The following is a 15,224-nucleotide window of genomic DNA, read 5'->3' as shown; positions in this document are numbered from 1 at the left end:
TGTAAGAGGCTCTATTCAAACGCTCTATGCTGGCGCTCCGATGCTCACCGCCCAGATGGCTGTTTCGCTTCAGTGCTCAAAAAAACCCACACCAGTCGCGCGCACCCTCAGGGGCAGTGCGCTCGGCAAAGAGCTTTTAAAACAGCCTCAACGCAGGTTAAGGCGTATCGTCAGTTAAGCAGGATGATGATGGAAGCGAGTTGGACGGCGGCGAGGAAGACACCCGGTTCGATATTTTCGAGAAGCGGTTCTGCCTGAGTAATGTCCGCATCCTGTCCCCGTTTGATGTCGACTTCCACCGGGTTGCCTAGAGCGGCGCAGATAGCATGGATCTTTGTGGTCAGTCCGCCTTGTGATCATCCAATGGCCTGATCCGCGCGCCCTTTTCCAGGGCGCCCGCGCTATACTGATGCGCCAGGGCAATTGTGCCGACGATCATCATGTATTCGTTGTCGTAATCAGCGGCCAGATGACGAAAGATCCGTTCGATGACACCGCTTTCGCACCAGCGGCGCAGACCCCGGTGCATATTCTTCCAGTCCCCGAACCGGGCGGGCAAGTCACGCCAAGGGAGACCCGCCCGATAGCGGTAAAGAACAGCTTCCACAAACAGACGATTGTCCGCAGCCGTTCCGCCGACATAGCCATCGCCACAGGGAACGCGACAGGGAAGAAAATCCTTTATCTTGCTCCCATTGGTCGTCGCGCAAACCATATCGCCGCATCCGTCTGCCTCTCCCAAAAAGCCGGGAAAACAATCAGGTCAGGCAGTCAGAAAGTACAACCCTCACACACCGGCACGTTTAACTGACGACACGCCGTAGATATTATGCCCGACCTGCAGAGTTTTTGATGACCTTCGGCAACCCACGTTCCCCGGATTGCGGTTCAGAACATCGCCCGGATCAGGACTCAGCTTCAAGCGTGACGCCGAGGCTTCGCAGAGCGTCCCAGTAGCCGGGATAGGTCTTGCCCACGCAGGCCGGGTTCAGAATGGTGAGCCCATCGATCTTCAGCCCCGCCAGTGCAAACGACATGGCGATGCGATGGTCGGAATAGGTCTCGATCCGCGCGGGCAGCGATTGTCCTGCCAGCGCCGGATCGCCGTTCACGATCAGGTCGTCGCCTTCCTCGCGGGCAAGACCGGCACTGATACGGTTCAGCTCGGTGGATACAGCGGAAATGCGGTCACATTCCTTCACCCGCAGGTTGCGGATGCCCACAAACCGGACCGGCGTGGTGTTGAAGGCTGCCAGCACGGCGAGCGTCGGCACCGCATCCTGCATCTGTGAGCCGTCGATCTCGGACGGCATATGAGGAAACATTGAGATCATCGCGTACGCTTTGGCGTCCGGCTGGGTAAAGGCCTCCGGTGCAAGACCGATATCGATTGTGCCGCCGGTCAGCACAGCCGCCGCCCACAGATAGGTCGCTGCGGACGCATCCGGCTCGATCCGGAAATCCGTCGCCTTGTAGGGCACGGGCTGCACGCGCCAGCACATCGGTCCGTCCTGCTGCACCGTGCCGCCAAAGGCTTTCATCGCGGCGACCGTGAGATCCACATAGCCGCGCGCATCCAGCCCGGCCCCCTGCAACGCAACCTCGACCGGAGCCTCGGCGCGCCCCGCCGCCATCAGGACAGCGGACACATACTGGCTGGAAAGACCAGCATCGATGGTCACACGACCACCGGACAGACTTCCTTTTCCCTGCACCGTGACGGGCGGACACCCCGTGGGAGCGGACGCTTCGACACCGAGAGACGCCAGTGCGGCGATCAGCGGCGCAATCGGGCGCTTCTGCATATGAGCGTCACCGTTCAGCACGACTTCACCCGGAACATAGGGCGCGACAGCGGTGAGAAACCGGACCGCCGTGCCGGCATTACCGAGAAACAGCGGCTCCGGTGGCACTTCGAGGCGTCCGCTGCCTGTCACCACAAAACTGGTCGCCGTCGGTTCCTCGACTCCCACCCCCATCAATCGCAGGGCCGCTGCCATATAAAGCGTATCGTCGCTCTTCAGCGCCCCCGTAAGATGGCTCACACCTTCCGACAGGGCAGCCAGCAGCAAAGCGCGATTGGTGATCGACTTTGAGCCGGGCAGCTCGACAGAGCCGTTCAGTGGACCGGCGGGAGGAACGATGCGAAGAGCGGGAAGGGCGACCATGAGACCTCTGTCGTGTTGTCAGACAGGCTTTCTTTAGCACGGAAAAGGATGCCTGTCCGGCGTGCTGCCCACGCAGAAGCAGGCCCCTTCCGCGTGGGAACGATGCGAGGGAGCGCCTCACGACCGGACCTTACGAGGCTGTTTTCAGAAGTTTTCTGGTGACGATCGGACGCGCGTTATCCGCCCTCCGATGCTCACGGCCCGCATGGCTGTTTCGCTTGAGGGCTCAAAAACCCACACCAGTTGCACCCACCTTCAGGGACGGTGGTGCTTAGCAGAGAGCTTTTGAAACGGGCTTTGAAGGTTTACGGCCGAAACTGGATGTCGATGACGGCAGGTAGAGGGCACTCCCCCCACCTCCGCACCCAATCTGTGTCCCTATGCGATCAGGCCATGCAGGATCTGCTCGCCCTCAGGAGTTGACCAGACCTTCCGTTACCTGCTGGCGGCTCTTGCCATGACCGCGTCTCTCCCTGCCACGGCCCGGGCCATGTGCTTTCCCGATGTATCCAGTCCCGGCACCCTGCATATGGCGACAGTTCAGGTTTCAAAGGCCCGTTTCGTCGCGGGTGAAGACAAACAAGGCTGTCCGGGCGACATGCGGTCCTGTCAGGAAAAACCCTATCTCGTGTCCGGTGACACCGTTCTGACTGGAGCCACAAAAGGCGCTTTTACCTGCACGGGATTTATTTCCCCCACCGGAAAGACGTGGCGCGAGTGGCTCCCGACGGAAGCCCTGAAACCAGCGTCCGCTGACGAGGAAAGCCCGACTGACTGGGCTGGAGACTGGACGGCGGAGTCGGCTGAAATATCCATCAAGCCCAACGGTGCCACCTTCACCATCAATGGGAATGCGTCATTCGGAAATGGCGCGAGCACCAACATGGGAGATTTTACAGCGACAGCCGCTCCCGACAGCGGCATGATCGCCTTTACAGAAGGCAACAACGGTCAGACGCTTGCCTATGGTGCGGGCGATCAAAGCGCTTGCCGCATTCGGATGGTTTTAAAGGGACCTTACCTCATCGCATCCGATAACAATAATTGCGGTGGCCTGAATGTGACCTTCAGCGGTTACTACCGTCGCACAGCCGGTAAACACTGAAGGCAAGGACACCCGATTACGGCCGCAACGCAACAGAGGCTTCCGGAGTTACCCCCGGAAGCCTCTGTAAACAGGCGCAAGACGGGGAAATTATCCCTCACTCTTCTTCATTCGCATCCGGTCCATCCAGCATCGCCTCAGCAACGACACCGGCATCCTGCCGAATACGGCTCTCGATTGCCGCAGCCATTTCAGGATGCTGGCGCAGGAAGGTCTTTGCGTTCTCACGCCCCTGCCCCACGCGCTGGCTGTCATAAGAGAACCACGCCCCTGACTTCTCGACCACGCCAGCCTTGACGCCAAGGTCGATCAGTTCGCCCATCTTGCTGATGCCTTCGCCATACACGATGTCGAATTCGACCTGTCGGAACGGGGGCGCCATCTTGTTCTTCACCACCTTCACGCGGGTCTGGTTGCCCACAACCTCGTCCTTGTCCTTGATGGCGCCGATGCGGCGGATATCCAGACGCACGGAGGCATAGAACTTCAGCGCGTTACCGCCCGTCGTCGTCTCCGGATTGCCGAACATCACACCGATCTTCAGACGGATCTGGTTGAGGAAGACGAGCAGCGTGTTGGAGCGCGCCACAGTGCCGGTCAGCTTGCGCAGCGCCTGGCTCATCAGACGGGCATGAAGGCCGACGTGACTGTCGCCCATGTCGCCTTCCAGTTCCGCACGCGGCACGAGAGCCGCCACACTGTCCACCACCAGCACGTCGATGGCCCCTGAACGCACCAGCGTGTCGGCAATTTCCAGCGCCTGCTCACCGGCGTCCGGCTGACTGATCAGCAGATTGTCCACATCCACGCCCAGCTTGCGAGCGTAGCCGGGATCGAGTGCGTGCTCGGCATCGATAAAAGCGCAGATTCCGCCCTTTTTCTGGGCTTCAGCAATGACATGCAGAGCGAGGGTCGTCTTACCCGAGCTTTCCGGCCCATAGATCTCGACAATACGACCACGGGGCAAGCCACCGATGCCCAGGGCGATGTCGAGGCCGAGCGAACCGGTCGAAATCGAATCAGCTTCTTCTTTGGGCCGTTGTCCAAGGCGCATGATCGACCCCTTGCCGAACGCGCGCTCAATCTGGCTCAGCGCCCCGTCAAGGGCCTTCGTCTTGTCCATTTCCATTCCTCGAATCCCGATCCCCTCCGCTGGCTTCGTCAGGAACGCGAACAGCGATGGCGTGTCGGACATGATAGTAGCCGCACCGGCTGATGAGTCTGTCACAGGCCTGACCCTTCCTGCAATGTGCGGGATCGGAATTCGCTTCCGTTCCGCATATGTTCCAGAACACATCCCATCAGAACGCCCTTCGCCGTATTATCCCGGAATTCCGGCGAAAACACTCTGTTAAGAATTTGTTCGCGTATGTTCTCTTTTGGAACAAAATGCGAACATACGCAAGAAGATTTCAGGATCGTGCCGCCGAGTCTTTCAGACATTCTCTCCAGCAGACCCGCACGAACCGCACATAGCGGCGGAAAATAACCAATTCCCGGAAAGAAGGGAGTACCACCGACATATGAGAGTCCGGCATTGCAACACGCTCACCATCCCGGAACCGTTTTGGAAATTGCCGTTCGCCTTCAAACGCAAGTTTTCCATGAGACCATTCAGCTTCGGATTGGCTGCAACCGGCCGGTTGCATATTTTATCTCCGGGCCACACGGGGGCTTCCGGTCCGGAACAGGAATTTCCAAAAGAGTTTTCAGAATCAAGGTTGAAGTGTCATGCTTCGATCCCCGCGAACCTGAATATCATCGCCAGACAGACAGGATCTCGCCCTCAACGCCCGTAACTGGGGGGAGCTGTTTCAAAATCTCTCTGCCGAGCAGGAATACTCCTGGATGCAAGCGGCACGTGTTCTTGAGCCGTGAAGAAGAGCGGCCATGCGGATCGTGAGGATCGTGAGGATCGTGAGGATCAGACCGCATAAAATACACGTCGGATCACCGGCACAGGACTTGTGACACTGAATCTTGCCGAAAGAACGCGAAGGTAAAGCAACACCCTCCCGACGGCAGGCTCCTGTTTTCCCTGATTACAAACAATCAGGACGGCTCAAAAAACAGGCCAACTTTTCCACGAAGGCGCGACACTCGCGCCTGTCTGCCCGTGTTCCTTGAGCACCTCAGCGACAAAACCGCTCTCTTTCACATCCTCCACGAACGTCTGTAACCATTCCCGTGCCGCCTCCCGGCCCTTTGGGACACCAATCGCCTGTTCAATGGCGGTGAACCGACCCGGAATCACGCGATACCCCGGATGAGCCGCCGCATAGGCCTGCAATGGCTGTCGGACGCCTGCTGCCGCATCCAGCCCTTCGGCAACGAACAGATCGATGGCTCCTGACGAAGTGGCAGCGCGTTCAAGCGAAGCCTGTTTCAGCGCACGGGTGAGAAACAGATCATAAGCCGCCCCTTTTCCGACAGCGATGCGAATACCCTCCCGATCCAGATCGTCAGTCGCCCGAAAGGACGACTCCTCGCGCACGAGATAGGTTCCCTCGATCACCACATAGGGCGCGGTAAACAGGATGTCGGCAGCGCGGACCGGATCGACTGCGAGAAACATCAGATCGAGCCGTCCACTTGACGCAAGCTCCGTCACCTTGCCTGCGGAATCGAACGTCTCGAACAGAATATCCACCTTCAGCCGACGCCCGATCTCGCGTGCCAGATCGACGGTGACGCCTTTCACATCGCCTGACTTTCCATCGGTCTGCGCCAGAACAGGGTTGCCGAGATTGATGGCTGTGCGGATGACGCCTCCGGGCGCGAGTTCACTGAGGACGGTCTTGATATCCATGGTTTCCCTCCTTCGCCGGTCGCTGTTTTCTGTGCACGCTGGAGGAGCGAAACCGGCGTTCTGGACGCGATGAAGAAAGGCTGAAAGTGTAAAGCGTGAAAAGACAAGCTGTGTTGATGTGTAAAAACCAACACTGCAACCTGAGACCAAAACGCGACCGCGCTCCCTGTCGGCCCTGATCCTCCTTTTTTCGCCAGAAGGACGGGGGACGACACAAGGCGCTGAAACAGACAGCGGGAGACTTTCCATGCCCTCACCCACCGGACGTCGTGCTTTCCTCGCCGGCGCCTGTGGTGTGCTCATCGCGCCCCACGCCCATGCCACCTCCGCGCCATCGACGCCGCCCGATGTCACTTCAACGCCTCCACGCTCATGGAGTGGCAAGGCACCCACCGGCTATCTCCCCGATCCGGATGTCATCGCGCTTGATCCCTCCTTCAGGGACCTCACCTTTCCCGGAACGACCATTCAGCGCGTTCTCAGCGGGGGCGGCTGGCTGGAAGGTCCGACATGGCTGGGAGAAGCGCGCATCCTGCTGCTCAGCGACACGATCCGCAGCACGCAGTATCGTCTCGTTCCGCCGGAAGGGGCCGGAGAAGGGTCACTCTCCGTCTTCCGGCAGGAGAGCTTTCACAGCAATGGCAATACGCTCGACACCGAGGGGCGCATCATCACCTGCGAGCATGACATGCGGCGCGTCATCCGCTGGGAACATGACGGTAGTTGCCGAGTCATCGCGGATGCCTTCAACGGGAAGCCTCTCAATTCCCCCAACGACGTCATCGTGAACCCACAGGACGGCAGCATCTGGTTTACCGATCCGCCCTATGGTGACACCCTGATCGAAGGGCACCCGGATGCGCCGGGCAACGGTGCCAACCCGACCGGTAAACTGCACTGGACGCTGGGAACGGAGGTGCCGATCCAGTTTGCCGGGCATGAACGGCAGCCTGTCCACATCTTCCGCGTGGACAGCACGACGGGTGTCATCGAGGCCATTCTCTCGCCGGAAGATGTGCCGACCCCGAACGGTCTCTGCTTCTCCCCGGATCAGAAAACTTTTTATGCCACCGGCAGCACACCCGTCTCCGCAAATGAGAAAACACAATCACAGCACGTCATCTATGCGTTCGACATGGTGGAAAATCGCCCCAAAAACCGGCGCATTTTCTGCACGATGACGCTGGACGGGCACAACCTGTCTCCGGACGGCATACGGGCGGATGTTTTCGGCAATCTGTGGTGCGGCGCATCCGGCCCCTTCGGTCTGGCCGGCGTGTTTTGCTACAATCCGGCAGGCAAACTCATCGGTCGCATCCGCCTGCCGCTCGGCTGCTCGAACCTCACGTTCGGGGGCCCAAAGCGGAACGAACTCTATATGTGTTGCGGACCGCAGATCTTCCGCCTGCTTCTGGAGACACAGGGTGCGGGTCTTTCATAACCGGACATCGTTCGGCCGGATGGGGAGTGTCAAAGACATCCTGTCCGGCCATGCAGTTTTACAGGCAGGATGCTGGAAGGCTCATTTTATCTGATGACCCGTCGTGCCATCAGCCAGCTCAGGAAAAATACCGCGATACCTCCGAGAATATCAGCGCAGTAATGGCCGCCGATACAGATCGTCGAGATCAGGACAAGCAGGACATACGCGCTCACGCAGATATTCAGCCACCGGGGGCCCCGCAAAAAAAACAGCACGATGAAGGCCATGACCGCGTGAAAGGACGGGAACCCGACGACGCCGCTAAAATGCCAGGGAGACACGCGGAATGCCTGCCCCGAATGCCAGAGAGCCCATGTCGGAACGAACGACAAACCTGAACCGCCCGGAAAATGACTCATGATGGCGCGGTCCACATGATGCCATGCGACAGAACCGGAAGAAGGAATAAGGGCATTGGACGCCCCGCACAGCATGACCGACACGGCGAACACGAAGAGCAGACGATACAGCGCAGAGGCTCGACCGCGTATGGCCAGTACGACCGCGGTGATCATGATGACCGGGATAATGACCTGATAAGCAACGAAAAGAAGGCTGTCGAACCTGTCGAAATGAGACAGGAAACCCACCATTTTCTCGGTATGAACGCCCAGATGATGGTCCCATGAATCCAGTCTGGCGTCCGCCGCGGGGGCTCCTGCCCGCAAAGCGGCAAGCGCCAGCGAACCCCCAAGGCATCCTGCGGAGAGGATAAAAAACATCCCCTGCGCCATGAGGCTGATCACGCGATCGGGCCACACATACGTAAAAAGACCGAATAAGGTGATGGGGATCAGGAAGAGAACGACGATAGCCCGATCGGGAACGAAAACCGTACCTGTCAGATGAAAGACCGCAGCAACAATCAGGAAAAAGATACCCTGAATCAGGATGTTCGCCCGCAAGCCTTCCATCAACACCACCCCGGCCCTTAACAGAGCTGTTTTCATATTTTGCAAGCATTGCAAAATCGTTAGGGCGTTCAGGAAATGGGGGAGCACCACGGAAAAAGCAGAGTGTCCAGCGGCGGGAAAGGCTATTTCAATCCATCACATCCGGAACAGCCAGTGCAGGATGGACGCGGCCGCATATGGTAAATGCGCACACGTTCCGTTTTCTGTTGGCCCACCTCCTGAGCCGACACCACCATCTGGAAGAAGACCTCCGTTCCCCCCTCGCGTCTCTCTGCTATAAGACCCGCCTCCGCCACAGCCCTGCAAGGAGCGCGACCGTGCGCCTGTTCCGCACCACGCCATACAGTCTCCTTGTCATCATCGGGCTGACCCTCCCCGTTGCCTCACTCTTTGCCGCCGAGAGTGACCCGGTCCCGAGCGATCGGGACACGGCCACCCTTGTTTCGGACAGCGACACCGTCTCCCCCGACCATCCCTTGAAGGTCGGGCTCCGGCTGCATCTGCAACCCGGATGGCACACCTACTGGAAAAATCCCGGTGACGCGGGCGAAGCCGTCATCCTATCGGTGATGCTTTCGGGGGCTGTTTCCGGCAAGGCGGACGGGATCGAATGGCCCGCCCCGGAACGACTGCCGGATGGCCCCCTGATGTCGTATGGCTACACGGGTGATGTTCTCCTGCCGGTAACCCTGCACCCCGGCGCTTCGGAAGCCGAAAGCAATGCGGCAACAGTAAACGCTCATGCGGAATGGCTTGTCTGTGCCGCCGTCTGTGTGCCGGAACAGGCGGATTTCCGGCTGGATCTGCACAAAGGCACGCCTGCTCCCTCCATGCAGGCTCCGCTGTTTGCGCAGGCAGCCGCCCTTGTGCCCGGCCCGTCGCCTTTCCCGGCAACTATCACGCCAGACGGAACGCTGAGCCTCCGGGGCAACGGCCTCTCGTCACAAGCCGTTAAAGAGGCATGGTTCATTCCGGACATACCCGGACAGATCGACCAGATCGCACCGCAACCGCTTTTGCTGACGGCGGACACGCTGACCCTCCGCCTCAAGCCGCTCGATGGTTTCCCCACAGGCAAGCCTCTCACGGGCCTGCTCCAACTACGGGATGCTGCAGGCGAGAAAAGCACCCTGTCGATCACGGCATCTCCGGTCGCGGCAACCCCCGACACGCCCCCGATGGCCAGCGGATGGCTGACACTGGCAGCGCTGGCTTTTCTGGGTGGCCTGATCCTTAACCTGATGCCCTGCGTCTTTCCCGTGCTTGCCATGAAGGCGCTGGCCATCCTGCGACTGCATGACGAACACAGTCATATCCGCAGCGGCATGGCCTACACAGCGGGCATACTCCTGATGTTCGGGCTGCTCGGAGGCCTGACACTGGCAGTCCGCCATGCCAGCCTGTCCGCCGGATGGGGATTCCAGTTCCAGTCCCCGGTCTTCGTGGCGAGCATCTTCTGGGTTCTCTTCGCTGTGGGGCTGGGGCTGCTCGGCATCTTCGAACTGCCGGTCATCAGCGCCGGACAAGGGGCACTCTCGCGGCAACGGGGACTGACAGGCGATTTCCTGACGGGTCTGCTGGCCGTACTGGTCGCCACGCCCTGCACCGCGCCTTTCATGGGAGGCGCCGTCGCGGGTGCTCTTGCCGCTCCGCCCGTCGCCGCCCTGGGCATTTTTCTGTCCATGGGTCTCGGCCTCGCCTGCCCCTATCTTCTGTTCACCATCATCCCCGGTGCGGGACGCCTGCTTCCTCGTCCCGGCCGATGGATGGAAATCCTGAGACAGCTTCTCGCTTTCCCTGTCTTCGCCACCTGCATCTGGCTGCTCTGGGTGCTGGCGCAACAGGGAGGAGGATCGCCGGTGATGCTTACGAGCATCGGCGTGCTGGCACTTGGCTTCAGTGGCTGGCTGGCCGTCACGGCACGGGGTTCACAAGGTCGCTGGTCGAAAATCCTGCTGGTTTCGTCCGTTGTCATGGCTCTCTCGCCCCTGTCTCTCCTGCCTCTGCTTTCCTCTCCATTCGTCTCCGCAACTGCCCCGACCGGAGGCCGGCCAGCAACCAGCGACCAGATATTTTCACCTGAACGGCTGGCATCGCTCCGCAAGGACGGCAAGCCCGTCTTTATCGACATGACAGCGGCCTGGTGCATCACCTGTCTGGTCAACGAGCGGGTGACCCTCGACAGTCACACCGTGCAGGCTGCCTTTGCCCGAGGCGGAATCGTGTTCCTGAAGGGAGACTGGACCAATCGCAATCAGGAAATCGGCGTGTTTCTGCACCAGCATGGCCGCGATGGCGTTCCGCTCTACGTGTATTACCCACCCCATGGGGAGGGAATGATTCTTCCCCAGATCCTGACGCCGCAGCTGGTTCTGCAGGCCATCGGAGGGAACTGAGCCGCACCCGTCAGGCTTTCGCCAACTCTGTCCGCAGGGCTCGAACAGCCGTAGCCTGCCCTATTGAAACCCATTTTTTCAGGCATCAGCGTTGAGGCGGTCATCTCTGCTGGCCGACTGTTTCTTTTGGTTTTTACGCTGGTTATAGTGAAGATAGAGAGTGACGCTGGCAGAAACTGCCGCCTGAAGCAGAGTATTCGGACAGGAACCTGTCAAACCCGGTCGTGAGGAATATCCATGTCAAAAGTCTGCGTCTGCTACACGACCGATGTCGGGTATCTTTTTCCGAGCCTCATCAGCGCCATACAGGCGCGCCGGAACACCAGCCCGGACCACACGGATATCTTTCTGATCGGGATCGACATCGATCCTGCCGCCCGCGCTGTTTTTTCCAGAGTCTGTGAGCAGAGCGGCATCATATTCCAGTGCCACGACAGCTCTGACATCCAGCACGCGCCGGCCATGCTGGCCCGGCTGTTCCTTTCCGACCTCCTGCCCACGACCTATGACCGCTTCCTCTATGTGGACGGCGATACACAGATCCGCGGCAATCTCGACCGCCTTCTCACGCAGCCTCTTCCGTCCGGCACGTTCGCGGCCGTCACCGACCCCATGGGTCTGGCCTGCGGCGGGGACGACCAGCAGGCGCGCACATTCGCGGCGCATTTTGCCGAACTCGGCCTGTCCGATGAGGAAGCGGGGCGTTACTTCAATTCCGGCGTGATCTATGCCGAGCGGGAAGGCTGGTCCAGCATCGGTCCAGCATCATGGGCGGCGTATCAGGCTCACCCTTCAAAAGCCCGCTTCCCGGATCAGGACGTACTCAACCTCATCGGGCGGTCGCATCGTCTTTCGATGTCGTTCGCGTGGAATTTCCCCATATTTTTCAGAAATATCGGGCTGGATGAGATCATCGAGCCCTGCATCTATCACTTCATGTCCTCTCCAAAACCGTGGGACGGAAATTTTATCCCTTGGGATGCGACAGCCTCGACACCCTATGGGGAGATCGCGGCGCTGTTCCCGGAACTCGTCCCCTACTGGAAACGGATGAGCTGGAAGAAGCATCTCCGCTATCACCTCCAGCAGCGTTACAAGCGCTGGCAGGAACGCCGTGAATGGTCCACCGATCGCATTCAGCGGATCAGGGATTATGAAAGAGATGTGGATCTCAAATGCTGAGGCATCTGTGTCTGTCGTTCTTTTGAACGGCGGGTCACTGCGTTCTTCCCGTGATTTGAATAGCTCAGCGCGAAAATCTTCTCCTCTGCGGGGGTGACTCTCCGGCTCACAGTGGAACATGGGGGCATGGGGCACACCTGATCCTCCCGATCACTGAAGAGACCTCAATCCGCTCCAGAAAACATGCGCTCAGTGCTGAAGTGCGTTGTCGCCTCCCGCGGTGCCATCGATGAGAGGGGAGCGCTCCTTTCGCAGCACGATCCGGGATGGCGACTTTCAGGGATTTCTGTCTACGGGTGAGCGTGCTGAAACAAGTAACCGTTCAGGCCAGCTCAACCAGACTCAGGCGATTTTCGTTGAAACCCGTCATCTGCCTCAGCGCCATACCAAAGAAGAGTTTCAGCGTCAGGCAAGGTCTGGATAGCAGCGCGCTGTAGCCGGGTCGTCGTCCCGTCGGCACGCCTTCCTTCGTCATCGCCGGATCAAACCACACCGTCAGAGAACCTGCCGCTTCAGTCCAGCATTGCAGGAAGGCCAGTTCATCGGTGCGGTAGATCAGGGGGGCAGCCTGCTCACAACGGACAACCAGTTCGCCGATTCACACCATGAATCTCCCCAGAAGGCTTCGCGCAGCAAGACCCCGAAAAGGCGTCATTCAGCACGACAGTGGAAGACTCCTCTGGATCATGAGCAGATGACCGCCTAAAACTTATTCCCGATCCGGAACAAATCCGTGACACGTCCATTGTCTAACGGAGCCTCCCTTATGCCGTCCATTCGCCATGCTCTTTTCCTGTCGGGCTGCCTGTCCCTGCCGGTAATGGCCCTGCCTGCCTCCGCTTCCGCCGCGCCCTCCAGCGATGGGAGCGGCTCCTGCCCCGTGACAAAAAAGACCGACGTTCCGGTAAAGATGCGTGACGGAACCATCCTGCGCGCCGACATCTACACGCCAAAAACAAGCGGAAAAGTCCCTGTCCTGCTCATGCGGACGCAATACGGAAAAAGCGGTGCACAGACGAAACCGTCCCGCTACCAGAGGCCGGAATGGTTCGCCTCACACTGCTACATCGTCACCGTACAGGATATTCGCGGACAGGGAAAATCCGGCGGTACATTCTACGAATATCGCTATGACCGTGACGACGGCTACGATACCGTGCAGTGGGCCTCAAACCTGCCCGGCGCGGACGGCCAGGTCGCCATGTATGGCTCCTCCTATGTCGGCGCCACCCAGTGGCTGGCTGCCACGGCCTCCCCACCGGCCCTGAAAGCCATCATCCCGTCTAACACCGGCGACGATTATTACGACGGCTGGACCTATGAAGACGGTGCCTTCCGTCTCGCCTTCATCGAGCCCTGGATGCTCGAAGATATCGCCTCATCCGCAGCTGAAAATCGTGGGGACAAGAAGCTCTCGAAACAGCTTGCCGCCGACGGGGAAAACGCTTCCATCTGGATGCTCTACACGCCGTATAATTCCCTGCCGCCTCTCCATCCGGAAAATCCGCAAGTCGCGCCGTATTTCTTTGATGCAGTCGCCCACCCTACCCGCGACAGCTACTGGGAAGCCTTCCAGATCCGCACGCATTATGATCGCGTAAAAGTCCCGGTTCTCGCGTTCGACGGCTGGTACGATTCATTCCTCAGTGGAGCGGTCAACAACTTTAACGGCATGCGCACCGCAGGCGGCACACCGGAAGCCCGCGAAAACCAACGCCTGATTATCGGGCCGTGGGACCATATCGGCTGGGGACGTCCGGACACCGTCGTCAGCCCACGCCTGAAAGACATCGGCCCCGTCGCCAACAGCCCCGTCAACGAACTGACAGTGCAGTTCCTCGACCACGTCCTGAAAGGGCAGGCCAACGGATACACGGACGGCCCGCGCGTCGATTACTTTACTATGGGCGAAAACCGCTGGCATACGGCGAAATCCTTCCCCATCGAAGGCACGCAATACGTCACCTGGTATCTTGGCAGTGCAGGCCGCGCAAATTCCTCAATGGGCGACGGCTCCCTCGCGACGAAACCAGCGAAAAAGCCCGCCGATTCCGATCACTTCACCTATAATCCCGCCAATCCGGTTCCCAGCGTCGGAGGCCACTCCTGCTGCTCCTGGACCTCGGGCCCGCAGGGTCAGTTCGACCAGTCCGCCATCGAACAGCGCCCCGACATCCTCATCTACACCAGTCCCGTGCTTGAAGAATCCGTCAACGTGACCGGTCCCATCACAGTGAACCTGTTCGCCACGACCGATGCGAAAGATACCGATTTCACCGCCAAACTTGTCGATGTCTCACCGGACGGACGCGCCATCAATCTCAATAACGGTATCATCCGCACCAGCTACCGGGACTCCCTGAGCAACCCGACACCGATCGTCCCCGGTCAGGTCTATGAATATCACATCAAAGTCTGGCCGACCTCGAACCTTTTCCAGGCCGGTCATAAAATCCGCCTCGAAATCTCCTCAAGCGACTACCCGCAATTCGCCCCTAACCCAAACACCGGAGAAGCCTTCGGAACCACTGCCGCCAGCGTCATCGCACACCAGACCATCTGGCACGACAAGGCCCACCCTTCCTCGGTGATCCTTCCCATCCTTCCAGCCTCGCTCGCCGGAGAAGGCATCGACCACGCACCGCAGAACTAAGGACAGTCAGGCTGGCTTTTTAAACTACCGCCCGACTCTGTTGCACAAATTGGGAGTTAATTGTGAAGCTCCCTTTTCTGTCCGTCTGATTTACTGAACGGCTTGCGTGAGTGGGAGTGCGGTGCCGCAATTACGGATGGCGATGCGGATATGAAACTCCGTGACCTGACGGTCGGAATTCCATTCCGTCAGGTACTATCCGAGGAGTTTGGTACCGTGCATTGTCATCCTCCACACGATTTCGGCGGTGGTGACAGCTCCAGCATCGCCAGATCGCCCGTCCGAAGCGTTCTGATATATGCAAGGCCTCGTTTCTGGTCTGGGTACCGGGGATGCAGGTCCCCAGACCCTCTCACTCCTCCCCGCGTCATCGCTGGGTCAAACCACATCGACAGCGAGCCACGCCGCTTCACCCCAGCATTGCAGGAAGGCCAGTTCGTCGTGCAGCAGATTGGGCGTTGCGGCTTGCTCATGACAGACAGCCAATTCGCCAAATTCACACCATGAATCCCGC

10 protein-coding genes and 1 pseudogene are annotated in these 15,224 nt (G+C 59.3%); 5 read left to right on the top strand and 6 right to left on the bottom strand.

Annotation, left to right across the window (positions count from 1 at the left end; translation table 11 throughout):
• Positions 1–209 precede the first annotated feature (209 nt).
• Both GOB81_RS10955 and GOB81_RS10950 read right to left on the bottom strand, forming a co-directional pair.
• Positions 210–725: pseudogene (locus GOB81_RS10955) on the bottom strand (IS5 family transposase); the annotation flags it as partial.
• Positions 726–905: 180 nt separating this feature from the next.
• Positions 906–2,168 (bottom strand): 3-phosphoshikimate 1-carboxyvinyltransferase, encoded by a 1,263-nt coding sequence (locus GOB81_RS10950; protein WP_173570450.1) that lies wholly within the window; start codon positions 2,166–2,168, stop codon positions 906–908.
• A gap of 457 nt (positions 2,169–2,625) precedes the next feature.
• Here GOB81_RS10950 and GOB81_RS10945 point away from each other — a divergent pair, with 457 nt between their 5' ends.
• Entirely contained in the window at positions 2,626–3,273 is a 648-nt protein-coding gene (locus GOB81_RS10945; RefSeq protein ID WP_173570449.1) for a hypothetical protein, read from the top strand.
• A gap of 97 nt (positions 3,274–3,370) precedes the next feature.
• Here GOB81_RS10945 and recA read toward each other — a convergent pair whose 3' ends face one another.
• A complete protein-coding gene (gene recA / locus GOB81_RS10940; protein ID WP_173570492.1) occupies positions 3,371–4,396 on the bottom strand; it encodes a recombinase RecA in 1,026 nt (341 codons plus the stop codon).
• 939 nt (positions 4,397–5,335) lie between these two features.
• Positions 5,336–6,082: a transporter substrate-binding domain-containing protein gene (locus tag GOB81_RS10935; RefSeq protein WP_173570448.1), complete on the bottom strand. Its 747-nt coding sequence runs from the start codon at positions 6,080–6,082 to the stop codon at positions 5,336–5,338.
• A gap of 247 nt (positions 6,083–6,329) precedes the next feature.
• Here GOB81_RS10935 and GOB81_RS10930 point away from each other — a divergent pair, with 247 nt between their 5' ends.
• Complete coding sequence (locus GOB81_RS10930) at positions 6,330–7,523, top strand: SMP-30/gluconolactonase/LRE family protein (protein WP_173570447.1); 1,194 nt, start codon at positions 6,330–6,332, stop codon at positions 7,521–7,523.
• Between the two features lie 86 nt (positions 7,524–7,609).
• Here the strand turns inward: GOB81_RS10930 and GOB81_RS10925 are convergent, their stop codons facing one another.
• On the bottom strand, positions 7,610–8,515 hold the full coding sequence (locus GOB81_RS10925; RefSeq protein ID WP_173570446.1) for a phosphatase PAP2 family protein: 906 nt from the start codon (positions 8,513–8,515) through the stop codon (positions 7,610–7,612).
• Positions 8,516–8,796: 281 nt separating this feature from the next.
• Here GOB81_RS10925 and GOB81_RS10920 point away from each other — a divergent pair, with 281 nt between their 5' ends.
• Complete coding sequence (locus tag GOB81_RS10920) at positions 8,797–10,875, top strand: protein-disulfide reductase DsbD family protein (protein ID WP_338421353.1); 2,079 nt, start codon at positions 8,797–8,799, stop codon at positions 10,873–10,875.
• A gap of 237 nt (positions 10,876–11,112) precedes the next feature.
• The gene (locus GOB81_RS10915; RefSeq protein WP_173570445.1) at positions 11,113–12,057 is read left to right on the top strand and encodes a glycosyltransferase family 8 protein; all 945 of its coding nucleotides are present in this window, start codon (positions 11,113–11,115) and stop codon (positions 12,055–12,057) included.
• Between the two features lie 322 nt (positions 12,058–12,379).
• On the opposite strand, the gene GOB81_RS10910 is transcribed toward GOB81_RS10915, so the two are convergent.
• The gene (locus GOB81_RS10910) at positions 12,380–12,550 is read right to left on the bottom strand and encodes a transposase (RefSeq protein WP_173570444.1); all 171 of its coding nucleotides are present in this window, start codon (positions 12,548–12,550) and stop codon (positions 12,380–12,382) included.
• Between the two features lie 273 nt (positions 12,551–12,823).
• On the opposite strand from GOB81_RS10910, the gene GOB81_RS10905 reads away from it, so the two are divergent.
• Positions 12,824–14,710, top strand: coding sequence for a CocE/NonD family hydrolase (locus GOB81_RS10905; RefSeq protein ID WP_173570443.1), 1,887 nt, complete (start codon positions 12,824–12,826; stop codon positions 14,708–14,710).
• Positions 14,711–15,224: the final 514 nt, after the last annotated feature.

The sequence above is a fragment of the Acetobacter conturbans genome (assembly GCF_011516755.1).
GTDB lineage: Bacteria > Pseudomonadota > Alphaproteobacteria > Acetobacterales > Acetobacteraceae > Acetobacter > Acetobacter conturbans.
This window is presented reverse-complemented; position numbering and strand designations above follow the sequence as displayed.